Below are 22,823 nucleotides of genomic sequence, written 5' to 3' on the forward strand. Positions count from 1 at the left end.
AAAAACTTAAATTTCTTCTTGCAAGCTTTCGTATTTGTATTGTAATTCTTCTTGACTTTCAGCATTGTTAGGATCAGGTACAATCGCATCCACGGGGCAAACCCCCACACAGCTAGGTTCATCGCTGTACCCCACGCACTCGGTGCACCGATCCGGATCGATGTTATAAATCGGGTCGCTTTCATCAATGGCTTCTGTGGGGCACTCCTCACGGCACGCATCGCACGCAATACACTCCTGACTGACTAATAAAGACACGAAACCCCTTTTGTAGAATTTTTAGCTATTTTTACACGAGTTTTGCTAAATTTTCTCTAAAAACTCCCAAAAAAGCCCCTAAACACCGCACTTTTATGAAAAATGGGCGCACAAACTCACCCCCACCAACGCCTTTTGGCAGGCTTGGGGTTTTTTGATCACCATGGTGATTTGCGTGATGATAGGAAAACAGGTTTTAAGCCACGCCGTGATTTCGCTTAGAGCCTCCTCTAAAAGTCCATATTGAGTCGTGGCTAACTTGTTCTGCACCACCTCTAAAACATCCATGTAGTCTAGGTAATCTTGGGGGGTGTAATTGTACTCAATGCTTAAATCCACAATCAGGGGTTGTGGGGTTTTTTGTTCGCTCTCCAACACCCCGATGATGGCATCGATTTGGTAATCTTGCACGCTTAGGGTCATAAAATCTTGCCCTCTTGTCCGCTTAAGAGATTGAGTAAATTAGACCAATGCTTGTAAAGCGTGAAAACAAAGATCAACACCATAGGTGTTTGTGTGCCGACCTCATGTACGATATTGATGGGGGCGGGCAAGAATTTCGGCATGAAAAAGATGAGAACAGTCGCCGTGCCGACTCCTACAATGGAGGCTAGAGATGAGATTTTAAGCCCCTTGCCGATCACCGCCCACAAAGCCAGCCCGATCAAACTTTCTGCGGGGATGAGTAAAAGCACCGCCCCCATGGTGGTGCTGACCCCCTTGCCGCCCTTAAAATTCAAAAATGGTGAATAGCAATGCCCTAAAATCGTGGCGATGGCGACCATCCACTGCGCTGCATAAGTGAGCCCCGCTAATTTCGCCAAAAGAACACAAACAACCCCCTTCACTAGGTCCAGCACAAGCACAAGCGTACCGATTTTCTTTGCCTTATCGGGGTCAATGTTTTTAAGCACCCGCACAACATTGGTCGCCCCGATACCCCCACTGCCATGCGCTGTAACATCAACCCTATACATGACCTTCACCAGCCAGTACCCAAAGGGCATGCCCCCCACAACATAACCCAAAATATAAAAAACCACATTGATGTTTGTCAAAAAGCTCAAGAGATTGTCCATAAACTCCCCTAAAATTTAAACCCCCATTATAGCCAAATTCAAAACGACTTGAGATAAGCCCCCTTGATGAAGACATGATTTTTGTCGTTGAATAAAAAATTGACCTTGTAGCTCTCTTTGATCTTTTGCTTTTTGTTGGGCAAAATATGGCGCACGGCTAACTCAATGGAAGGCAGTCTTAGCGGTGTGTGTGGCTTCACCTCAAAAGCTAAAAATAAGGGTTTGTTGTGCACCTTGTCCCAGCCCGTGCGCCACCTAGGCAAAGTGCCCTGACTTTTTAAAAGCCGGTCACCCACTTGCAATTCAAAGGAAGCCAAATAATACACCCCAGGCTCTAAGTAGCGTTGTTCGATTTTGGCTTTTTTATAGGGGTCTTTAAAAATCAACAACACCCAATTATTGCTCCCAAGCGCAAATTCTTTAGAAGGCTTGTCGCCCAACTTGCGCCAGTAAGTCTTCACCACCCCCCCCTGATGGGCAATATCAAAGGTTACCAAACTCGCATCGGGGCTGTGTTTTAGGGCACACGCCCCCAAGAGTAGCCCGAGTAAAATCACATAAAATATCCGCACAAACCGCCCTATTTGATCAAGCTAGAAATGGCTTTAAACTGCGGGTGCGTGTAGGTTTGTAGCCAGCCAAAGGCACACATTTCAATGGATACAATCCTCGCTCCCTGTGCGCGTAAATCCTCTAGGGCAAGGGTGCAATCCGTGGGCTTTCTCGAGCTGACACACTCTACCAGCACGCTCACACTAAAGCCCGCCTTTAAAAAGTCCAGCACACTTTGATACACGCACACATGCGCCTCAATGCCGAGCACAAACAAAGGGACTTTAGGCAAATCCAGCACAGGGTAGGCACTGAAGCTCTCTTTGGTTTCAATCGTTTGGCAAAAGGGGCTTAACTCTTTTAAAGTTGCCCCTAACTTTTGGGGGTTTTGCTCTGTGGCAATGGTGGGGATATTTAACTCTGTGGCGATTTGTAAAAAGCGCAGGCAGTTTTGGCGCAACACCTCTTTTTGGTGCATGGCTTGAAACAATCGTTCTTGTAAGTCTATGAGCAAGACAATGGGGGTTTCTTGGGTCATGTCAATCCTTTTAAAAACCCCTATTCTAACCCAAAATGTCTAAAAGTTGAAAGATTTATCAAATGGTACCAAAAGTCGGACTCGAACCGACACGGAGTTGCCTCCACCAGATTTTGAGTCTAGCGTGTCTACCAATTCCACCATTTTGGCATCACAAATGCTAGGCATTTGTTTTTGCAAAACCTTTGGTTTTGCGTGTGGTGCACTGAGCGAGACTCGAACTCGCACGGGTTGCCCCACCACCCCCTCAAGATGGCGTGTCTACCAATTCCACCACCAGTGCTTTAAGTCCCCCTCCCTTTTGATTTTAGGCTAAGAAAGGGTTGCTGTAAATCGCCACGATGGCAAACACAAGGGTGTAAATCACTTGCGCCTCAATCATCGCCATAGCGATGAACATGGTGGTGAGCAATTTACCCCCCACGCCGGGGTTGCGGGCTGTGCCTGTGATGGCGGCAGCAGCAGCATTGCCCATACCGATTGCGCCCCCACAAGCAGCCACGCCTAGCCCCACAACCGCCCCGATGATGGAGTAAGATTTAATCATATCCACACCACTCACCTCTGCGCCAAAAGCCAGCCCCAACGCTCCTAAAAAGAAAAGCACAAAAAATTTCATCACCGCCACAACCTCGCTTTGTTAATTAAAATTTCCACAAGTCCCCATTATAGCGACTCTAAGCTTAAGCTAAGATGACATGCACCTTGCCCTGCTCAATTTTAGAGATTTCACACAACAGCGGCGCGCCATTTTCTAAGCTTGCCAAATCTAAATCTCCCACATTGCTCTTGTGTAGAAGCGCATCCCCCCCAGCCTCCAAGCGCACAAACACGCCAAAATCCACCACCCGTTTGACAAAGGCCTGCACCTTCTGCCCCACACTCAAATTTTGCAGCTGCAGGACTTGGTTGATATGCTCCCTAGCTTGGCTCACTTCGCCCTGCATGCCCCGCACACTCACAAGCCCGCTTGTTTTGTCTAAATCGATCTGCACACCAAAGCGTTGCAAAATGTCTTTAATGTGCTTGCCCCCCGGACCGATGAGCGCACTCATTTTTTGCGTGGGGATGTAAAAACTTTCTGTGGTGGGTAAATTCGTGTTGATTGACATGGACGCCACCGCCTCTTGCATGCGCTCTAAGATCACCAAGCGGGCTTCTTTGGCTTGCTCTAAAATCTCTGCCAACCACTCTAAGGGCAAACCGGCTAACTTCGTATCCATTTGCATGGCGACAATGCCCCGATTGGTGCCGGCGATTTTAAAATCCATGTCCCCTTGCATGTCCTCTAAGGCACTGATGTCGCTTAAAATGGCGTGCTTGGTGCCGTCAAACACCAGCCCCATCGCCACGCCAGCCACTAAGGCGGTGGGCTCAATCCCACTTGCCTTGAGGGCTAAAGAGCCGGCGCACACGCTCGCCATAGAGCTAGAGCCATTGGACTCTAAAATCTCGGACACTAGGCGGATCACAGGGGCGTTTTCGGGCAAAGAGCACGCCAACGCCTTTTGGGCTAAATGCCCATGCCCTAACTCCCTACGGCTAGGCGCACAAAGCGGGGCTGCTTCGCCCACGCTAAAGGGTAAAAAATTATAATGGAGCATGAATCGCTCTTTTGTGGGGCTTGTCTCTTGCAAGCCAAAATTTTGTTTGGCATCGCCCTCTGCCCCCAAAGTGCAGGTTACTAAAGCTTGGGTGTGTCCCCTTTCAAAAAACACGCTAGAGTGGCAAGTGGGGAGTAAATTCGTGTCTATATGGATAGGGCGGATTTGCTTTAAGCCCCGTCCGTCCGGCCTCTCATGTTTGTCTAAAATACTTCTATACAACTGCTCTTTAAAGCACGCTTGCAAGGCGTGTTGTAGCTCTGTAGGGCAATGCTCATTCAGTTCATGTGCGATGTATTCGAGCAAATGCTCTAGTTGCATACCCCTCTCGCTCTTTGCCATCAAGGACATGGTTTCTAAGATTTGTGGCTTAAAACGGGTGTTTAAAATTTGCATTAAATAAGGGTTTATTGGCTTTTCTTGGGGGGTTTCTAGTTTGGGGTTTCTATGGGGGGCAAAATGCTCTGTGTAAAGGGCACATTGGGTTTTAATTTTACTGTGGGCGGTGGCAAGGAGGTCTAAAAGGTGTGCCTCGCTTAAGGGGTCTGCCGCCTCTTTAGCCTGCATTTCTATCATTAAGATTTTATCCACGCTACCTGCCACAAAGAGATCGCCCTTTTCTTTTAAGCGCATGGCATAAATCGTTTGCTCCACGCCCACATTAGCCAAGTAAAGCGCACAAGAAGCGGCGTTTAAAGCGCACACTTGCAAATCACTCTCATAGGCGTGGCTCAGCAACAAGAGCGTGATTTGCGTGGGGTGAGCGTAAGTTTTAGGAAAAAGGGGGCGCAAAGAGCGGTCAATGAGCCTTGAAGTCAAAGTTTCGAAGTCCTCCATTTTGCCCTCGCGGCGGGTGAAGTTGCCCGGCAGCCGCCCCACCGCGTAAGCTCTTTGGCTGTATTGCACGCTTAGGGGCAAAAAGTCCTCTTCTGTGGTCTGCAAATCCACCACCACACTGGCTAAAATCGTGGTGTCTTGGTGGCGATAAAGCAGGGCACTCGTGGCTTGGCGTGCCATGTAATCTAAAATAAATTCCTCTGTGCCTATATTAATTTTTTGCATCAGTTCCTTTCATTTGGACTTCTTCAATTTTCTTTAAAATGGCTTCGATTTCAGCAGGCTCGATTTGTATCGGGGTCTTGTAGTAATGCTCTATGCTGACAAAATACTCAGGGCGGTACACACTAATCACCCCATCGCACAGCAGGGCCAAAGCGTCCGCCACACTCTTTGGCAAAATGGGGGTGAGTACATAGATGTTCTTAGACGACTTTGCCATGCAAGTTTGGATGGCTAAATTCGCCGTGATGCCCGTTTCAATGCCGCAATCCACGATGAAGACATTTTTATTTTCAAGGGATTTAATGGTGTTGCCCTTGCGGTATTTATAAATCTTAGACAAAATCTCTTCTTCATACACCCTTTTGGCTTCGCCATAGACATAATCCAGAGTGATTTCAAACGAGTTGATCAAATTTTCGTTCATGAGAATATCCATGCTCTCGCTCACAAGGGCGATCTCGCACTCCCTGTTTAGGGGGGCGTAAATGGGGGCGGTGAAAAGAAAATCTAGGGGGGTGTTGAGCCTTCTAGCGAGTACATGGGCAAATTTCAGCCCTTTTAGGCTTGTTACAAGCATGAGGGTGTTTTTGGTGTCTAAATGGCGGATTAAAATCTCATTCATCAGCAACTGCAACGCGTCTTCAGGACTAGCAAACATGAAGTCGTCCACTAAATTACTCATTTTAACGCCTCAAGGATCGGTAAGTGATGTTTGTTTTGGTAATAGGCGAGAAGTCCAAAGTCAATTTGACATAGTTGTTCTCATACACCCTTAATGGGTCGGCGGGGTTGCTGGTGAGCACAGGGCGGCGTTGGTTGACAAATTGTAACCCGATGCCAAAACAGCGGATTTTTTTAAAAATGCCGATGCGCCAATTTAAAATCACATTGTTTTGGATGTCATAGCCCACCGAAGCATTTAAAGAAAACCACCGAAAGTCGTTGCTAAGACCGGCTTTTAAATAGTTGGAGTTGTTCGTAGAAATTTTATTAATGGCATTCTCATCAAAGTTCTTTTTTAGATAATAGGACACATTTGCACTTAAAAATTTACGGGTGTAATTGGCATTGATAGACACCTCTTCTAGGCTGTTGTAATACCACGAATAAAATACAGTTCCGTAAACATCTAGCCCCCTTAAGGGCGAAAACCCGATTTTGCTCTCTATAGGCGAGCTGGCGATGGAGGTCGGGTCGGCAAAGTTCAGCACCTGACTAATGCGCCAATAGAGCAACTCCTGCCCGCCTAAGCCGTATAGATACTGTGTGAGATTTAAGTAAAGCTGGCTGTTGGAGGGGTTGGGGGTAAAAAGCAGCGCGGGATTCCACACCGCATTATATAAACGCCCTTGGACATCATAGTTGCTTAAAGTGGGGGAGGTGAAATTGTTTCTTGCAAGCGCGCTCAAATCATACATTTGCGTGTCAAAGAGCCCATCAGCAAAGGTGTAGTATGCGCCACTCAGCACCGCTTGGAGTTGCACCGTGTGTAAAAGTTTGTGGTACTCTCTGGCTAGGTCGGTGTTTAGATACAGCGCATAACCGCTTGAAAAGTAGTTGCCAAACTCTTTAGATTGTCCGCTCACTTGTGGGATGTAGCTTGTTTTTGTGTTGAATATGGCAAGGTTACTCAGCTGCACCGTGTTCCACAGCCCCACGGATAGATATTTTTTAAAGAGCGAGAATTGTAAACCTAGAGGGACATTGATGGTGTTTTGGGCGTAGCCATAGCCCACTTCCCGTACCACATTGTGGAATTGGTAATCTAGCGAGTAGAGCAGGTGTTTCCAGCCTAAAGTGTTTAGGTATTTGTGGTATTGCAAATTTGGCAGGGATTGGAAGGTGTTGTTATTGTTGATTTTGTTGAGGTTTAAAAAGTATTTGAGGTAAAAGCCGTAAAAGTGGTTGTTTGTTTGCACATAATAGTTGCCCCTAGACATGTGGGTAGCATCCGTGATGCGCTGATTCACCTTTTCAAAGCGCACATAGTCTAGGTCGTTCATATACAAGAAGTCTAAGTAAAAGGCGTTGTCTAAGGGTTTTTTTAGTCCAAAATATTTTTGTAAAGCTTGGCGGCTGGCGTGCAAAACTTCAAACCCAAAGACATTTTGGTTTCTCAAGTCATATTTTTTGGTGTAGGCGTTGTAGTTGCGGAAGTAACGGGCGTTGAATAAAAATTTATCCTGATGGGAGTTGATCAAACGCCCTTCAAAGTTTAAGCCCAAACCCCTTTTAGAGCGGATCTGTGGGGTCAGTGTGATGTCCCACGAATCTTTGGGGGCAATGTAAAAGGGCTGTAGGTAGATAAAGCCGGCAAGATTAGAGGTTCCAAACTCAGGGTAAAGAAATCCGCTTGAGCGTTTGGTGCTTGTAGAAGTGAAAAGATAGGGCAGGTAAAACACGGGGATTTTGCCCAAATAGATTTTAGAATTGACGAGCGATAAATGTTGTTTGTCGGCGTTGTATTTGCCCGAAGAGGCGTTGACATGCCAAATGGGGTTTTCAATGTCGCAACCCGAGGTGGTGAGGTTCTTAATGTAGTAGTGGTTTTTTTGCGAGTGGGCGATGTCGGCGCTGATCCAAATCCCCGTAACGCTGTCTTGCACATAAAAGGGAAACATGAGGGCGTATTTATCGTCCATACGCACTTTCATGTGCTCGCTTTGCACCAACAATCCCTCGCCCCGATAGACCTTGACATGTCCATCCATCGTGGCTTCTTTTTTCTTGGTGTCGTACCTCACTTGATCTGCCAAAATATAGACATCGTAATTGAGAAGGAGGGCATGCCCTGTGGCGGTAACGACATTATTTTTAGCATCCACTCTGTCGGCGAGCAATTCAAAAATTTTATGGTTTTTCTTGTCAAACTTTTGCACGGCGACTTGCTGTTGCTTGCCAAACAACACACCCAAAAAAAGAGCAATGATAAGAGTACCGCGACACACCACTCATTTAGACACGATGGTAAAAGTCTGTGCGTGTCGGTCATAAAAAGTCCGCCCAAATTTATCCCTAAAGAAAAAGCCTAAGGGATAAAAAAGCAGGAGCTCTTTCAGCAAATACCGCTTCAAACGGGCGGCAAATAGAGGCTTGTCTAGGCTTTTGAAGTCCAAGACTCGCAGGTGAAACACGAGTTTACCCAAGCTGCTTGCAAAGGCAAGCATGGATAAAGACTCGTAGACCACATGCACCGCCACAAAGGCGCATACAAAGCGCAAAAATGCCGAATGCAAGGGCAAGTAAGGGTGCAAATCCCACGCCAGAAAACCAATGAAGAGCAAATCCACGAAATAAGCCCCAGCCCGCCATAAAAAGGGGGCGAGCACCAGCCTTTCTTTGTAAATTTTTTCTTCTAACTTGGATTCCAATCAAAGCACCCCAATGTCCTCGCGAAATTGCATGCCATCAAACTGCACTTTTTTGACTAAGTGGTAGGCGTGGCTTTTGGCCTCAGCCAGCGACTTGCCCCAACCCACACACACGCACACCCGCCCCCCAGCCACCAAGAACACCCCATTTTCTTGCGTGATCCTACCCAAGTCCAAATGGGCGTTCTTCTCATCAATGGGGTCTATATAGACACTCTGCCCCTGTGAGATTTGGTGTGGGTAGTCCTTGCACGCCAGCACCACGCCCAACGCATGTTGTGGGTGCAGTTCTAGCTCTACTTGCGCTAAATTACCCTGCATCGTGGCTTCTAGTAAATCTAGTAAGGGGGTTTTAAGTAGGGGCAACAACACACTGCACTCGGGGTCGCCAAAGCGTACATTAAACTCCAATAAATACGGCTCAAACTGCCCTTCTTGCTCCACAACGACAAGCCCTGTATACAGCACCCCCACAAAGGGCGTGTCTTTCTCCCGCATGGCTTTGAGTGTGGGCTTAAAAATGCGCTCTACGATCTTTTCTCTTAGGGTGTGGTCGCATAAATGCGAGGGCGCAAATGCCCCCATCCCTCCCGTGTTCGGCCCATTTGGGTGCAGTTTTTTATAGTCATGGCACGCCGGCAAGAGTAAAAAATTTTGTCCACTCACAAAGGCGAACATAGACAACTCAAAGCCGTCTAAAAACTTCTCTAAAACGACTTTGGAGTGCGCTTTAAACAAGTTTTCTAGGGCGATCTTCGCTTCGTTTTCTGTGTGTACCACAACCACACCCTTGCCCTGTGCCAACCCATCGGCTTTGAGCACCACAGGATAGCCAAAGTTTGGGACAAGTTTTAGGGCTTGCTCTAGGTTTGTGGCGATGGCGTAGGGGGCAGTGGGGATCTTATGCGCTGTGGCTAACTCTTTTGTAAAACTCTTAGAGCCCTCGAGCATGCTCGCTTTTTGGCTTGGCCCAAAGACCGCCACGCCCGCTTCTTGTAAAAAATCCGTCAACCCCCCCACTAAAGGCTCTTCAGGCCCTATTAAAACAAAATTAATCATTTTCTCTTTGGCAAAGGCGGCGATTTGGGTGAAATCTTGCAACAAGACATTCTCACCAATGCTTTGTGTTCCCCCATTGCCGGGGCTGAAAAACAGCTCGCCCACTCTAGGGTCCTCTCTTAGCTTGCGCCCTAGCGCATACTCGCGCGCCCCGCCCCCAATGATTAAAATTTTTTTCTTCATTTAATCCCTAATCTTAATCCGCCCAAACGACCGTTACTTGTGTGCTGTAGTTCAATAAAGCTAAAAAAGGCAAGAGGGTTTCTTTAGGGGGCAAATGCGAGCAAATGCCCATCACACCGAAACCGCTACAACAGCCTTATAAAATGGATAAACGAACTTGCCCCATTATGAAACACGCATCGTCCAGGCTTAAAAAGCCCCATTATACCCCATTTTTGCTTAAGGCTGTGGATAAAATACACGGCTTAAATACAGCCCACTAGGAGGGGCTAGATCCACGCAAACGCGCCTTTTTAACGCCACTTGCGCTCTCAAATCTTCTAGGCTCAAGTGCCCCAAAGAATATTTTAACACCGCCCCAAGCATCAAACGCACTTGTGCGCGCAAAAATCCATTAGCCTCAAACACGACAACCACGCAATTTAACCGCCCCATACAAAAGGGATAGCAAAAGGCTTTGTAAAGGGTACGCCTTGTGTGCTTAGGGCTGCTGCCCGTTTTGCAAAAGTATTTAAAATCGTGTGTCCCCACAAGGCAATTTAGGGCTTCTTGCAAGCTTTCAAGTGTGCCGTGTGGGTGGAGGGCCACATAGCGGGCCAAAAAGGGGCTTAGGGGGTTTTGTGTGAAAATGTAGCGGTAGCGCCTTTTGTAGGCGCAAAAACGGGGGTGAAAGTCTAGCCCCACTTGCTCTAAACTTTGGCACACAATGTGGGGGGCGAGTTTGGGCTGTAAATGGGCTAAGAGTTTAGGCGCGCTCCAAAATTTAGGGGCATTGAGCGCCACGACTTGGCAAGTGGCATGCACGCCCTTGTCTGTACGCCCGGCGGCGCTGATTTGGCTAAAGACATGCAGCTTGGCTAGGGCGTTTTCTAGAGTGCCTTCAATGGTGTTAAAGCCCTCTTGTTTGGCAAAGCCCATAAAGGCACTGCCATCGTAAGCGAGAGTGAGTTTAAAGCGGCGCATTTAGTAAAAGCGCACAATGATACGGCGATAAAGTGCATACGCCCCCAAAAACCACACAATCGGCAAGGTGATGGTGCCGATGATGGGCGCGTCTTGGCTGATGACATGCATGCCTAAGAAGTAAAGCCCCACCGCCAAAAGCACATAGACATAGGATAAATTCTTGGAAAAGCGGGGATTAGAAATGCCAAAGACGGGGATTAAAAAGAGGCTGGCTAAGGGGAACAGGGCGACTAAAATGGCTTGGGTGAAACGGCGTTGCTGGTTTTTGTCTGGGTGGACACCAAAGGCCTTTTTCCAATAGCCGATGTAGTCGTGTCCGTGCACATAGGCGGCGTTTGTGCGGGCGGATATGCTGAGTTTGTTACGCAAATTCAATTGATTAAAGGAGACCTTGCGCAACTGCCCCTTGTCGGCAAAATAGGCATTGCCATGCTCTAATTGCAAACCAAAAACCCCATCGGTGTTTTTCACCTCCCCTTCTTGGGCGATCATGAAGCTCTCTAAAGCTAGCCCTTTATGCGAGAAGAGCACCAAATCGCTAAACACCCCCCCCTCTTTCTTGCCTACATACACCAGCCAATCGCCCAGCTTCTGCCCGAACTCCCCAGCTTGGATATTGACATCAATGTGGTCCTTTTTATCCCTAATGAACGAATAGTATGCGCTCTTGGAGGCGGGGATTAAGACCAAAGAGAAGACCAAAAGTACACAGCTGGCAAAGGCACAAAGGGGCAAAAAGGCTTGCACGATCTTTTTAGGTGCAATCCCTAGCGAAAAAAAGACGAGCAACTCGTGGTCATAGGACAGCCGTGCCAGCCCAATGGCGCAGGCGGCAAAAAAGGTGATGGGGATGATGAAAAAGATTGTGCCGGGCAAAGAGTAGGTGTAGAGTTGCACCAAGTCTAAGAAGCTCAGCTTCACCACTAGAGTAACGCTGGCAATGCCTATCAGCATAATCATGGATGCGATGAAAAAGAGCACCAAAAAGAACGAAAAGAAAATTTGTGAAATGGCGTTGAACATGCATTTTTTAGCCAAATCCACGATGAACCCTTAAACCCCCCGCTCAATGCCCTTTAAAATAGGCACAAACTGGCACTTCTCTAAACTCTGTGCCACCAACCGCCCGTTTTGTTTGACAAAACGGGTGATGATCTGCGTGTGTCCATCTAGCATGGGGGCTAGTAAAATCCCCCCCTCGCCTAGCTGCTCGTTTAAAGCTTGTGGGATGTGTGTGGCGCACGCCGAGAATAAAATACGCTCAAAGGGGGCAAACTCACGCCAGCCCTCTTGCCCATCTGCCAATTTTGTGTGGATGTTTGTAACCCCCAAACGCCTAAATCGTTCTTTTGCCTGCACCAAAAGCTTTTCAATGCGCTCAATGCTAAAGACACGGCGCACTAATTTAGAGAGCACCATTGCTTGATAGCCACTCCCACAGCCAATCTCCAGCACGCTATCCACTCCGCCCAGCTGTAAATATTGCGTCATTTTCGCCACTGTGAGCGGAGAGCTGACAAACTGCTCGCCATCTAGGGGCAGAGCGTTTAAGCTATAAGCGAGGTGTTTTGGCGATACAAACTCCTCTCTATTGACCGCACAAATGGCTTCCTCAACGGACTTTTCTAGAGGAAAATGCCGCGCGATTTCAGCGCACATATGCGTGTTTTTCAAGCTAAACACTAAAACCCCTCAAAGCTGATGCTGCCCTTAGAGTAATTGCTGACCCTGGCCTCAAAGAAGTTTGAGCGGTGGCTGTTGAAGTTGGCAAACTGCTCGACCCAGCGGATGGGGTTTTTGGTGTGGTAGAGTCTAGGCAACCCCACGATGGCTAAACGGGTGTCGGCTAAATACTCCGTGTAGGCGCGCAAGATTTTAGGGCTTAAATCTAAAATCTGCTCTTGTGTGATGTACGCCCCCCATGCGCTCTCCAAATCCACGGCTTGTTTAAACATGTCCACAACCTCTTCAAGCAAATCGGGGGTGAAAAGGTCCGCCCTCTCTTTACGCAAAGAGTTGATCATGTTTTGGAAGAGGTTTAGGTGCGTAACCTCATCCCTTTGGATGAAGCGGATCATTTGTGCCGTGCCGAGCATGCGCCCACTTCTAGCCAACGCGTAAAAGTAGCTAAACCCGCTGTAAAAGTAAATGCCCTCTAAAATTTGGTTGGCAAACAACGCCTTTAATAAGTTGCGCTCGGTGGGCTCTTGCGACAGGTCCATGTAAATTTGGGCAATACAATCGTTCTTGTCTTTGAGGGCGGAGTCGGTGCGCCACATTTCGTAAATCTCATCGCTGTTTGCGCTGATGCTCTCCACCATCACGGCGTAGCTGTGGCTATGCAACGCCTCTTCAAAGGCTTGGCGCACCAGACATAGATTGATTTCAGGGCTTGTGATGAAGGGGTTGATGTTGTCGATGAGATTGTTTGTTTGCAAGCTATCCATGAAGATGAGTTGGGCTAGGGCGCGGTCGTAGCCAATTTTCTCTTGGGGGCTTAACTTCAAATAGTGGGTTTTGTCCCCGTGCATGCCCACTTCTTCAGGAAACCATGTGTTTGTCAGCATCGTCTTCCAAAGCTTGCTAGCCCATGGGTATTTGATTTGGTTTAAATCAAACATGCTCGTGGGGTTGCCCCCAAAGATTTGGCGCTCCCCCGCTTGCTCTTTGGACTCGGGGTTGTAGATTTTTTTACGACCCAGTGCTTTCATTTTTCACTCCTTCAAAAGGGGCTTAGTATAATCTAAACTAACTTATAAAATAGACTTCGGCTAAGTTTAAGCCTAATTTAAACTTCTAAAAGCTAGAATGCGTGGTTTATGCGGAAGTGGCGAAATGGCAGACGCACCAGACTTAGGATCTGGCGCCGCAAGGCGTGGAGGTTCAAGTCCTCTCTTCCGCACCACTACTTCAAAATCTCTTGGCGCAGAATCCTGTCGTAAATTTTATCCGGTAGCAGTGCTTTAGCCCACACCAGCAAATGCGCCTTTTTACCCACTAAATAGCGAGTCTTGGGGTGCTTGCTCTCTAGGGCTTTTAAAATGGTGTCTGCCACGAGATGCGCTGGGCTAGCCTTTTCATAGACCTTTTTAAAATAGGTGTGGGTTTTTTGCAACTCTAAAGCGTAGGGACTAGAGTTGGGGCTGTACTTTAAGCCCCCATCCCACTTGGTTTTAATCGCCCCCGGCTCGATGACAACCACCTGCACACCTAAATTCAACAACTCTGTGCGCAAACAATCGCTGTAGGCTTCTAGGGCGTATTTGCTGGCGTGGTACCAGCCCAAAAACAGCGTGGTCGAACGCCCCGCACTTGAAGCGACATTGATGATCTTTGGCTGAAGTGCCACGCTGGCACGCAACAAGGGCAAAAGTTTAGAGCACAACACCCCCACGCTAAATAAATTCGTTTCAAACAACGCCCGCGCTTCTTCAATGGGTTGTTCCTCAAGCGCGCCGAATATCCCATAACCGGCATTATTGATGAGGGCAAAAAGCTGGGTCTCTTGCGCTAAAATCATGTCTGTGGCTCTTGCAATCTGGTTTTCGTCTTGCAAATCACAATCAAGGCGCACGCAATGGGGGTGTTCTAGACTTTCTATTTTTGTCGCTTGGCGTGAGAGGGCATAGACTTTATAACCCTTTTGTAAAAGCATTTTGGCGCACTCTAGCCCGATCCCGCTGCTCGCCCCCGTCAACACCACCGCTAACATGGTTGCACCGCCAAATACTGCTCCCACACATACGCGCTTTTAATGATCGTCTCTAGGCTGGCATATTGTGGTTTAAAAGCGGTATGACTGAGAATCTTCGTGTTGTTGGCGATTAAACTTGCTGGATCGCCCGGGCGCCTGCCCTGCATTTGCACTTTAAAATCCACGCCCGAAATTTCTTTGACCTTAGCCACCACCTCAGCCACGCTATAACCCCGCCCATAGCCCACATTGTAAATTTGGCTGACATTTTCAGCTTGCAAGGTCTTAAACGCCTCTAAATGCGCTAGGGCTAGGTCATCTATGTGGATATAGTCGCGCACACAAGTGCCATCGGGTGTGGAATAATCGTTGCCAAAGATCGCCATAGAGGGGCGTTTATGTGTGGCGCACTCACAAGCCACCTTGATTAAATGCGTGGCGTTTTTGGCCCGATGCCCCAAAGCAAAGGGGCTGTTGTAGTCGTTAAAGTGGGTCGCCCCGGCGACATTAAAATAGCGCAAGAGGGCACAAGCAAAGGGCGCAACTTTGGCAGTGTCTAGTAAAATACGCTCGCTCATCATTTTAGAAGCCCCATAGGGGTTGATGGGGTTTAAAGGGGTGTTTTCGTCAATGAGGGTTTTAGTTTGCCCATAGACGGCGGCGGTGGAGGAGAACACAAAGTGCTTAATTTGGTGTTTCACACAAAGCCTTGCTAATTGTAGAGTGTTGAGGGTGTTGTTGGCGTAGTAGTCTAGGGGCATGCGTGTGGATTCTTCGACCAAGAGTTTTGCCGCAAAGTGCAACACGCCTTGCACGCTATGCCCTTGTGCTTGTTTAGTCTTTAATAAACTCTCTAGTTTGTCCATGTCGCTTAAATCCAAAAGATCAAAAAACACCCGATCGGGATAAAGGTGTTTCAAAGTCTTGGCGTGGATTTCAAAGCCCGTGCTTAAATTATCCACAATCCAAATCTTATAATCTGTCTGCTCTAAAAACAAACGGGCGGTACTCGACCCGATATACCCACAAGCCCCCGTGAAAAGTAACATGCCCAAACCTTTAAAATTTTGGGCTATGTTATCTAAATTTGGCTTTCGTATTGTGTTTTGCTTTAAAATGCAACGCTTTATTTTAAATCTCTCTTGACTCTCTCTCTCTCTCTCTCGCTAAAATGCTTTTTGTCTTTTTTAATTTTTTGTAGAAAGGGAAAGATGGCCGATACGGAACTGATCTATGAAACATTGGAAGATGAGTATTGTAAGGTAAAGCACATTAGTGGGACTAGCGACTATATACCAAATCCTGAAGCTAGAACTTGGATTGAGTTTTATATCAAGTATTCGGGCGACTCCAACCCCATTTGTTGCAACGCTGACTGCCCTAAAGGCACGCCAGCGACCATAGGGGCGCACATTAAGGTGGATTGCATCGGCAATAAATACTATATCGTGCCTGTGTGTGAGAGACACAACCCCTCTAGACCCAAAGACCCCTCTTGGGTTGTGAGGAGTGGGACAAGAGCTGTGCCACAAAGCTTAAAGAAATCGCCCCAAAAAAAGGGTTTTTGGGGATCCATTTTTGGATAGGTAAGAAAGGATACAAATGGCCAAAGCGGTTTTTCTGTATGGATCGCCTGGGGTGGGCAAAACGGAATTAGGCAATGTCTTGATTGAGGAAAAATTTGAAGGAGGTTACCGACAGACGACGCAAGTTAAGGTGCGTGAGAAAAAAGGATTTTTTGGTGGCTTAAAATTTGTCGTTGTGGATTGCACGGGACTAAACCACAGCCAAAATGAAGCTAAAATCGCCGAAGTGAAAAAGCAATACGATTTAGACAACTCGGATTGTAAAAGCGTGTATGTCTTTGATGCAAACAAGCCCAGCAGTTGCGATCGCTCTGATTTAGACAGCCACAAAAGGCATACAAACGAGTTTTATTGTCTAGGCACACATAGGGATAAAATCAGCAGTGATGAATACAACCGATGGATTAAAGAGTTGCAGTCTTCATGCTCTGTCAATATCTTTGATCTCACAAAAGCCCCCTATAGCGATATTTGTAGCTTCTTAGGGCTGTAGGTACACTTGATGAGCGTCTATGCCCAAATGCAAAGCCTTAGCAACGATACGCTCTTGGTGGTGCAAGATACACACTTGTTAGAGGGTGCGTCAGCCGATCAATCTTTGCAAATCCTCAACAAGACCCTTTTAGATTTTAAGGGCGACCTCAACGAAGAGGGCATTTATGTTGTAGGGGGCATGCACCTAGCCTATCTCAAACACCCTAAGCAAGACAATATCGGGCGGGCTTGTTTTGCGGTCTTTGTCTATGACAAAAACGAGAGTTTGAAGGCTGTGGGGGCAAGTGCATTAGTACTTGGGTTTGGAGGGGATATTTTAGAACGCCTAAGAACCCTCGATCAAAACGCAAAAAAGGGGCTAAAGATTAAAAGGATTTCTCTTTTAGCGGCGTTGATGGGAGGACTTGGGGCTTTGGTGGCTTTTGCCACACACACATTGACACATAAAGGATGAACATGAAAAAGTATCTATTGTTGGGCGAGAACAAACTAAGAGAATTTGAAAAGGATCGGGAACTCGCTAAACCTCTTGACTTTGGTCAGGGCAAGCTTATATTTGGCGGTGGGTCTTTGATCACCAAATTTGGCGAAACGCTCAGACCCTCTAGCGATGAAAGTTTTTTGTTGCTCGAGTCGGACATTTTCCCGGGGCGTTACTACAAATTGGAAACTTATCAGCAAGACTATTGGCTCGATGTGGCGGATTTTTTAGACATGCTCTTTTCTAAAATGGGGAAAGAAAAATTTTATATCCACATGAGCAAAACAAGCAGTGCCCACAGTGAAAGCAAAAAATCACTAGGCGTGGGTCTTGGCGATTTTAAAGTGGGCACACAGGCACGCGATTATGCCGAAAACCACAACAACACATCTCTTACGCGTGGATCAGGCAATTATGGCTATAAAGAGTCTGCATCGGGGTTAGACAGTTGGCTTAGGCAACAACAAGTTACAGACACCGCTTTAGGCAATTTGGGCGTACGGGCTGTGGTGGATGCCTTTAAGCGCAATGGGGGCAGTATCCAAAATGGAGCGGAGTTTGTGAATTGCTTTGAAATGGAAAAGACCCTTAAGGAATCCACAGAAATACAGTGCGAGATCAGCTCTGATATGAGTCAGAGCACTAAACATTACGCCCCGAGTTTTGCAAACAAGGCGGGGAGCTTCAAAAGAGGGCGAAACTTACGAAAAATACACGCTGTTTTACTATGCCAAGTTTTAGGCCAACGGTGTCTAGGAAGTCTATTTGAGAAGACACGCAACTAACCCCTATCTTAGCCCATCACCCCCTCCAACTGCTCTAAAATGTGTTGGCCTATGGGCAGGGCGGAAGTGGCCGCGGGGCTGGGGGCGTTGCACACATTGACACTTCTAGCGCTGTTGCAAAATAAAAAGTCCTCAATGAGCTCTCCGTCATCACTCACCGCTTGGGCGCGCACGCCCGCTGGGTGGGGGCTTAAATCCTCCAGCTGTAGGACCTGGCAATACTTTTGCACCAAGCGCAAATAACTTTTTTTACATAAAGAGTTTTTAAACTCCAAAAGCCCGGGTTTAAAATATTTAGCGATGACCTTTCTCACCCCTTTGTGTGCTAGCATTTCTTTTAAATCTTGCAAGCTGATGTCTGTTTTACAATATCCCTCCCTTTTGAGCGCAAGCACGGCATTAGGCCCCACAGTAATACTCCCATCGATCATGCGTGTCAAATGCACCCCCAAAAAGGGCATGCTCGGATCGGGGATCGGGTAGATCAGGTGTTTAACGATTTGGTTGTGCTTAGGAGGCAGCTTAAAATACTCTCCCCTAAAGGGGCAAATGGTGAAGTTGGGTTTTAGGCCCAGCATTTTAACCACCCGGTCGCTGTGTAGCCCGGCACAAGAGATCAAGTAATTTGCCTCATAAGTGGCGTTCTTGGTGCAAAGTTGCACCCCCCGGGCGTGTTCTGTGATCGCCACCACTTTGGCGTTGTAAATGACCTCTCCGCCCCTTTCTTTAAAACGCCTAGCCATCGCTAAAGTAACTTCTTGATAGCTCACAATGGCACTTGTGGGAAAAAGTATCCCCCCCAAACCCGTGATATTTGGCTCTAGCTCCTTAAGCTCTTTAGCGTCTAAACAGGTGCGCTCTAGCCCGTTTGCCTTTGTGCGCGCTAAGAGGGCTTGCATGCGCTGCATTTCTAAGGCATCGCTGGCGACCAAGAGTTTTCCGCATTCCTCGTATTTAATTCCATTTTCTAAACAAAAAGCTTTGGTGGCTTTGTTGCCCTCATAGCAAAAACGCGCCTTTAAACTGCCCGGGGTGTAATAGACCCCAGCGTGGATCACCCCACTATTGCGCCCCGTTTGGTGCATGGCACTTTGGGCTTCTTTTTCTAAGAGCAAGACCTTAAAATCGGGGTGTTTGTTTAAAAGCTGCATCGCCACCGAGTGCCCCAAAATCCCCCCTCCGATCACCGCACAATCGTAAATGGGTGGCATTAGAAATTTTTAAAGTCTTTGTAGCGGCTAAAGGGGTTGGTGGCAAAAGAGAAATACCCCCTTTGGCGCATGAGCTCGCGGCGCAGGTTGGGGTGGGGTTGGAATTTATCCCGCCCGTGTAGCCAAAATAAGTTGTTGATGAGCAAAAACTGCCCCACAGGCACAGGAAAGGAGAGTTTCGCCTTAGAGCTCTCTAAAGAGTCGCCCAGATCGGCTAAATACACGCCCTCTTCGTAGTCCTTAGGTTGGGCAAATTGGTCAATGTAGAGCATGACAGGGTTGGCTTGGCTGTCTGCCTCAAACACGGGGTGATAGACATCGTAAGCCACATTTTTACTTGGGGGGGCAGACCAGCGCATGACCCTTTTGGCGAGGGGGTGGTTGTAGAATTTAGCCAAGTCCTCCCAGTCATCTAGGTGCAAGAGTTGCGAGTCGCCCCCTTGCATGTGCTGTTCGTCAATCTTATACATCAGCACATAGTCGGTAACCTCATTGACATAGGTCCCGTCATTGTGGAGTTCTAGAGGCTTTTGGGGCTGGCGTAGGTAGCTGTCTGAATTGTCGGTGTTCACCACCGCCCATCGGGCGTAAAACTGCCCGCTCATTTGATCAAAGTTGGAACGGCCGATCAAATGCACCACAGCCGTGGCGATTTTGACCATGGCATCGCCCTGCTTTGCAGAGTTGATGCCCTCGGGGCTTAGCAACAAGGCACCGGTTTTGCGATCGCTTAGGGCTTTTTCTAAAAAGGGTTTGAGCTTGTGCTCGCAGAGTTTGTCTAAGATTTGCGCGGCCCTAAAACGCAAGAAGGATTTATATTCCAACGCCTGCACGGGGCAATCTTGCAACTCTTTGAGCAAGTTGTCAATGACCTCTTTGATAAAGGTTACTTGCAAAAGCCGTTTGGAGTAGGGGGTAACCTCTACGCTAAAAGCCTTGGTCGCAGATTTGTAAGCCATGCTCTCTCCTTATCTTGAGATAAATGCACCAAAGATTTTATCCAAAAATCCATAACAATTAAAACCCTCAATCTAAAGGCAAACCAACCCGCCCATATTTTTCAGCCAAATGTTTCCGTAGGGACTGCCGCTCGCTCATGCAGAGCGAGGCCAATACACACTAAACCCCTAATCTAAACGCACATTTAAATATTTGATCTCTAAATAATCTTCGATGCCATATTTTGAGCCCTCTCTGCCCATGCCACTTTGTTTGACTCCGCCAAAAGGGGCGGTTTCTGTGGAAAGATGGCCAGCATTCACCCCCACCATGCCATACTCTAGAGCCTCGCTCACCCGAAAGACCCGCGCTAAATTTTGGGTGTAAAAGTAAGCCGCTAGCCCGTATTGTGTAGCATTCGCCCACTCTAAAACCTCTTCTTCAGTGTCAAAGCTAAAGAGGGGGGCTAGGGGTCCAAAGGTTTCCTCTCTAGCCACCGCCATTTGTTGATCGACTCCCGTTAAAATCGTGGGCTCAAAAAAACTTGCCCCAAGACTGCTGGGCTTGCCCCCGCTTAAAATTTGGGCCCCTTTGCTCGTGGCATCGCTGATGTGCTCTTGTACCTTAGCCACCGCTCTAGAGTCGATCAAAGGCCCTTGTGTGGTACTTTCCTCTAGCCCATTGCCCAGTTTCAAGCCCTCCACCTTGCTTTTTAAAATGTGGCTCAGTTCCTCATACACGCTTTTTTGCACATAGATTCGGTTAGCACACACGCAGGTTTGTCCGCTGTTTCTAAATTTAGAGAGCATGATCCCCTCTGCCGCTTTTTCTAAGTTTGCGTCTTCAAAGACAATGAAGGGTGCGTTGCCCCCTAGCTCTAAAGACAGCTTTTTAAGCGTACCGGCACTTTGTGCCGCCAAGATTTTACCCACTTCAGTCGAGCCGGTGAAGCTGATTTTACGCACCAAATCGCTCTCACAAAACAGCTTGGCGAGCATTTTAGTTTCCCCCGTAACCACGCTCAAAACCCCTTCAGGGATGCCTGCTTTTTGTGCTAGTACCATTAAAGCGTAGGCACTTAGGGGCGTTTGGGTGGCGGGTTTGATCACCATCGCACAACCACAGGCCAGAGCTGGGGCAAGTTTGCGTGCGATCATCCCTGATGGGAAGTTCCACGGGGTGATCGCCGCGCAAAGGCCGATGGGCTGCTTTAAGACCAAAATCTTTTGGTTATGCACCACGCTTGGCAAAATGTCCCCATCGACACGCCGCGCCTGCTCGGCAAACCAACGCAAATAACTCGCCCCATAGGCGATCTCTGAGCGGGCTTCTTTTAAGGGCTTGCCCATTTCTTGCGTTAGGATACGGGCCAAATCCTCTAAATTTTCTAAGAGCAAAGCGCGCAATTTTAAGAGGATGTCCGCCCTTTCTAGGGCAAGTTTGCCCGCCCATTCTTTTTGTGCCTTGTGGGCGTTAGCGATGATTTGCTCTAGTTCGGCGTGGCTGACACTTTTGACATAGGCGATCTCTTGCAAGGTCGCGGGGTTAGTAACAGGGATATAGCCCTCTTTGGGGCTTTGGCTTACAAAGGGGTGGTTGAGTAAAGAAAAGTTCATGCGAGTGCCTTTTTAATGGAAGTTTCAAGGATTGCTAAGGCTTGCTTAAATTGCTCCTCAGGGATGGTTAAAGGGTAGAGAAAGCGGATCACATTGGCGTAAGAGCCACAAGTTAAGAGCAAGAGCCCTTGTGTCATCGCTTCTTTTTGGATGGCTTTGGCTAAAGTGCTGCTGGGTTTGCCCTTATCAAAGAGCTCTAGGGCCACCATCGAGCCAAGCCCCCTAATTTGTGCCATTTGGCTAAAGTTTTCTTTTTCTTTTAGGGCGTGTAGATGGTCTTTGAGCTGTTGCCCGAGTTGTTGTGCCCGCTCGTTCAGCTTTTCTTCTTCAATGATTTTTAACACCTCTAGGGCGGCGGCGGTGGCTAAAGGGTTGCCGGCATAAGTGCCCCCAAGCCCGCCGGCACTTAAAGAATCCATAATATCCGCCCTGCCCACCACGCCTGAAATGGGTAGCCCCCCGCCTAGGCTCTTAGCCATGCAAATGATATCCGCTTGGGGTTTAAAATGCTCCATGGCAAAGGTCTTGCCCGTGCGGCAAAAGCCCGTTTGCACTTCATCGGCGATCAGCACGATTTTATGCGTGTCGCAAAACGCCCTCAAGCCCTCGACAAACTCTGCGGGGGCGGGGTTAAACCCCCCCTCGCCCTGCACCGGCTCAAAGATCACAGCAGCGACATCGGTGGGAGCGATTGAACACTTGCAAATGAACTCTAGGCTTTTTAAAGCATCTTTAATGCTGACCCCGTGCAATTCATTGGGGTAGTAGGCGTGGTAGACCCCGGGCATGCCCGCCCCGATTTCTGCCTTATAGGGGGCGACCTTGCCCGTCATGCTCACCGCCAAGCAAGTACGCCCGTGAAACGCCCCGCCAAAGGCGATCACGCCATAGCGTTTGGTGTATCCTTTGGCGATTTTAACGGCGTTTTCAGTCGCCTCCCCACCTGTGGTGAAAAAACACGCCTTCTTTAAACCGCTGATGGGGGCTAGGGCGTTGATCTTTTCGGCCAGCTCAATGTAACCTTCATAGGGCGTGACTTGATAAGCCGTGTGGGTGAAGCGGGCTAATTGCGCTTGCACCGCTTGGATCACTTTAGGGTGTCTGTGCCCCACATTTAAAACCGCAATGCCCCCGGCAAAGTCGATGAACTCGCGCCCATCAACGCTTTTAATCGTGGCGTTTTGCGCTTCTTTAACGAACCAATCGCACGCAATGCCAATCCCTCTAGGGGTGGCCGCCTCTCTTCTTTGTGCTAAATTTTGCATGTTTGCTCCTTTGTTGAAACAAGGCAGATTGTATAAAAACTCGCTAAACAGAGAAACAAAAAGGCCTATAAATTGTCGT

The 22,823-nt window shown here is 48.0% G+C and carries 24 protein-coding genes and 3 tRNA genes; 4 read left to right on the forward strand and 23 right to left on the reverse strand.

Going from position 1 to position 22,823, the window contains the following annotated elements; all coding sequences use genetic code 11:
• Window positions 1-6 precede the first annotated feature (6 nt).
• From K6J72_RS03425 to K6J72_RS03505, 17 genes are all read right to left on the reverse strand, one after another.
• Complete coding sequence (locus K6J72_RS03425) at window positions 7-258, reverse strand: YfhL family 4Fe-4S dicluster ferredoxin (protein WP_221280708.1); 252 nt, start codon at window positions 256-258, stop codon at window positions 7-9.
• A 93-nt stretch (window positions 259-351) separates the two neighbouring features.
• Window positions 352-681, reverse strand: a complete 330-nt coding sequence (locus tag K6J72_RS03430) for a dihydroneopterin aldolase (protein ID WP_221280709.1) — start codon at window positions 679-681, stop codon at window positions 352-354.
• Window positions 678-1,337: a glycerol-3-phosphate 1-O-acyltransferase PlsY gene (gene plsY, locus K6J72_RS03435; RefSeq protein WP_221280710.1), complete on the reverse strand. Its 660-nt coding sequence runs from the start codon at window positions 1,335-1,337 to the stop codon at window positions 678-680. Before plsY ends, K6J72_RS03430 begins: the two co-directional genes overlap by 4 nt.
• 38 nt (window positions 1,338-1,375) lie before the next feature.
• Window positions 1,376-1,909 (reverse strand): hypothetical protein, encoded by a 534-nt coding sequence (locus K6J72_RS03440; RefSeq protein ID WP_221280711.1) that lies wholly within the window; start codon window positions 1,907-1,909, stop codon window positions 1,376-1,378.
• A gap of 8 nt (window positions 1,910-1,917) precedes the next feature.
• Window positions 1,918-2,427 (reverse strand): isochorismatase family protein, encoded by a 510-nt coding sequence (locus K6J72_RS03445; protein ID WP_221280712.1) that lies wholly within the window; start codon window positions 2,425-2,427, stop codon window positions 1,918-1,920.
• A gap of 63 nt (window positions 2,428-2,490) precedes the next feature.
• Window positions 2,491-2,577 (reverse strand) — tRNA-Leu (locus K6J72_RS03450).
• Window positions 2,578-2,625: 48 nt separating this feature from the next.
• A tRNA-Leu gene (locus tag K6J72_RS03455) sits at window positions 2,626-2,710 on the reverse strand.
• Window positions 2,711-2,734: 24 nt separating this feature from the next.
• A complete protein-coding gene (locus tag K6J72_RS03460; protein ID WP_221281097.1) occupies window positions 2,735-3,046 on the reverse strand; it encodes a F0F1 ATP synthase subunit C in 312 nt (103 codons plus the stop codon).
• 64 nt (window positions 3,047-3,110) lie between these two features.
• On the reverse strand, window positions 3,111-5,093 hold the full coding sequence (locus K6J72_RS03465) for a polyribonucleotide nucleotidyltransferase (protein WP_221280713.1): 1,983 nt from the start codon (window positions 5,091-5,093) through the stop codon (window positions 3,111-3,113).
• Window positions 5,080-5,775, reverse strand: coding sequence for a phosphoribosyltransferase (locus K6J72_RS03470; RefSeq protein ID WP_221280715.1), 696 nt, complete (start codon window positions 5,773-5,775; stop codon window positions 5,080-5,082). Before K6J72_RS03470 ends, K6J72_RS03465 begins: the two co-directional genes overlap by 14 nt.
• A gap of 1 nt (window position 5,776) precedes the next feature.
• On the reverse strand, window positions 5,777-8,044 hold the full coding sequence (locus K6J72_RS03475) for an LPS-assembly protein LptD (protein ID WP_221280722.1): 2,268 nt from the start codon (window positions 8,042-8,044) through the stop codon (window positions 5,777-5,779).
• Window positions 8,045-8,464, reverse strand: coding sequence for an RDD family protein (locus tag K6J72_RS03480; protein WP_221280723.1), 420 nt, complete (start codon window positions 8,462-8,464; stop codon window positions 8,045-8,047).
• The gene (gene purD, locus K6J72_RS03485) at window positions 8,465-9,706 is read right to left on the reverse strand and encodes a phosphoribosylamine--glycine ligase (protein WP_221280724.1); all 1,242 of its coding nucleotides are present in this window, start codon (window positions 9,704-9,706) and stop codon (window positions 8,465-8,467) included.
• Window positions 9,707-9,925: 219 nt separating this feature from the next.
• Window positions 9,926-10,669 (reverse strand): tRNA pseudouridine(38-40) synthase TruA, encoded by a 744-nt coding sequence (gene truA, locus K6J72_RS03490; protein WP_221280726.1) that lies wholly within the window; start codon window positions 10,667-10,669, stop codon window positions 9,926-9,928.
• The gene (locus tag K6J72_RS03495) at window positions 10,670-11,710 is read right to left on the reverse strand and encodes an LptF/LptG family permease (RefSeq protein WP_221281099.1); all 1,041 of its coding nucleotides are present in this window, start codon (window positions 11,708-11,710) and stop codon (window positions 10,670-10,672) included. It lies immediately after the preceding gene.
• Window positions 11,711-11,725: 15 nt separating this feature from the next.
• On the reverse strand, window positions 11,726-12,355 hold the full coding sequence (locus K6J72_RS03500; RefSeq protein ID WP_221280728.1) for a protein-L-isoaspartate(D-aspartate) O-methyltransferase: 630 nt from the start codon (window positions 12,353-12,355) through the stop codon (window positions 11,726-11,728).
• Entirely contained in the window at window positions 12,355-13,383 is a 1,029-nt protein-coding gene (locus K6J72_RS03505) for a ribonucleotide-diphosphate reductase subunit beta (RefSeq protein WP_221280730.1), read from the reverse strand. Before K6J72_RS03505 ends, K6J72_RS03500 begins: the two co-directional genes overlap by 1 nt.
• 110 nt (window positions 13,384-13,493) lie before the next feature.
• On the opposite strand from K6J72_RS03505, the gene K6J72_RS03510 reads away from it, so the two are divergent.
• Window positions 13,494-13,577, forward strand: a tRNA-Leu gene (locus K6J72_RS03510).
• Here the strand turns inward: K6J72_RS03510 and K6J72_RS03515 are convergent.
• Together K6J72_RS03515 and galE are read right to left on the reverse strand one after the other, a co-directional pair.
• On the reverse strand, window positions 13,578-14,411 hold the full coding sequence (locus K6J72_RS03515) for an SDR family NAD(P)-dependent oxidoreductase (protein WP_260320669.1): 834 nt from the start codon (window positions 14,409-14,411) through the stop codon (window positions 13,578-13,580). It lies immediately after the preceding tRNA gene.
• Window positions 14,378-15,415 carry a UDP-glucose 4-epimerase GalE gene (galE, locus tag K6J72_RS03520; RefSeq protein WP_221280732.1) on the reverse strand — a complete coding sequence of 346 codons (1,038 nt, stop codon included), beginning with the start codon at window positions 15,413-15,415 and terminating at the stop codon, window positions 14,378-14,380. Before galE ends, K6J72_RS03515 begins: the two co-directional genes overlap by 34 nt.
• Before the next feature lie 553 nt (window positions 15,416-15,968).
• On the opposite strand from galE, the gene K6J72_RS03525 reads away from it, so the two are divergent.
• From K6J72_RS03525 to K6J72_RS03535, 3 genes are read left to right on the forward strand one after another with little or no spacing between them, the layout of a single operon-like run.
• A complete protein-coding gene (locus tag K6J72_RS03525) occupies window positions 15,969-16,445 on the forward strand; it encodes a GTPase (RefSeq protein ID WP_221280743.1) in 477 nt (158 codons plus the stop codon).
• 9 nt (window positions 16,446-16,454) lie between these two features.
• Window positions 16,455-16,901 carry a hypothetical protein gene (locus K6J72_RS03530; RefSeq protein WP_221280745.1) on the forward strand — a complete coding sequence of 149 codons (447 nt, stop codon included), beginning with the start codon at window positions 16,455-16,457 and terminating at the stop codon, window positions 16,899-16,901.
• Window positions 16,902-16,903: 2 nt separating this feature from the next.
• Window positions 16,904-17,713 carry a hypothetical protein gene (locus K6J72_RS03535; RefSeq protein ID WP_221280747.1) on the forward strand — a complete coding sequence of 270 codons (810 nt, stop codon included), beginning with the start codon at window positions 16,904-16,906 and terminating at the stop codon, window positions 17,711-17,713.
• A gap of 8 nt (window positions 17,714-17,721) precedes the next feature.
• Here the strand turns inward: K6J72_RS03535 and lhgO are convergent, their stop codons facing one another.
• From lhgO to gabT, 4 genes are all read right to left on the reverse strand, one after another.
• Window positions 17,722-18,924 (reverse strand): L-2-hydroxyglutarate oxidase, encoded by a 1,203-nt coding sequence (gene lhgO / locus K6J72_RS03540; protein ID WP_260320670.1) that lies wholly within the window; start codon window positions 18,922-18,924, stop codon window positions 17,722-17,724.
• A complete protein-coding gene (glaH, locus tag K6J72_RS03545; protein WP_221280750.1) occupies window positions 18,924-19,883 on the reverse strand; it encodes a glutarate dioxygenase GlaH in 960 nt (319 codons plus the stop codon). Before glaH ends, lhgO begins: the two co-directional genes overlap by 1 nt.
• Window positions 19,884-20,051: 168 nt before the next feature.
• Window positions 20,052-21,479, reverse strand: a complete 1,428-nt coding sequence (locus K6J72_RS03550; RefSeq protein WP_221280752.1) for an NAD-dependent succinate-semialdehyde dehydrogenase — start codon at window positions 21,477-21,479, stop codon at window positions 20,052-20,054.
• Window positions 21,476-22,744 carry a 4-aminobutyrate--2-oxoglutarate transaminase gene (gene gabT, locus K6J72_RS03555; protein WP_221280753.1) on the reverse strand — a complete coding sequence of 423 codons (1,269 nt, stop codon included), beginning with the start codon at window positions 22,742-22,744 and terminating at the stop codon, window positions 21,476-21,478. The genes K6J72_RS03550 and gabT overlap by 4 nt, the downstream gene beginning before the upstream one ends.
• Window positions 22,745-22,823 lie beyond the last annotated feature (79 nt).

Origin of the sequence: Helicobacter sp. NHP19-003 (assembly GCF_019703305.1) — a bacterium.
Lineage (GTDB): Bacteria > Campylobacterota > Campylobacteria > Campylobacterales > Helicobacteraceae > Helicobacter > Helicobacter gastrocanis.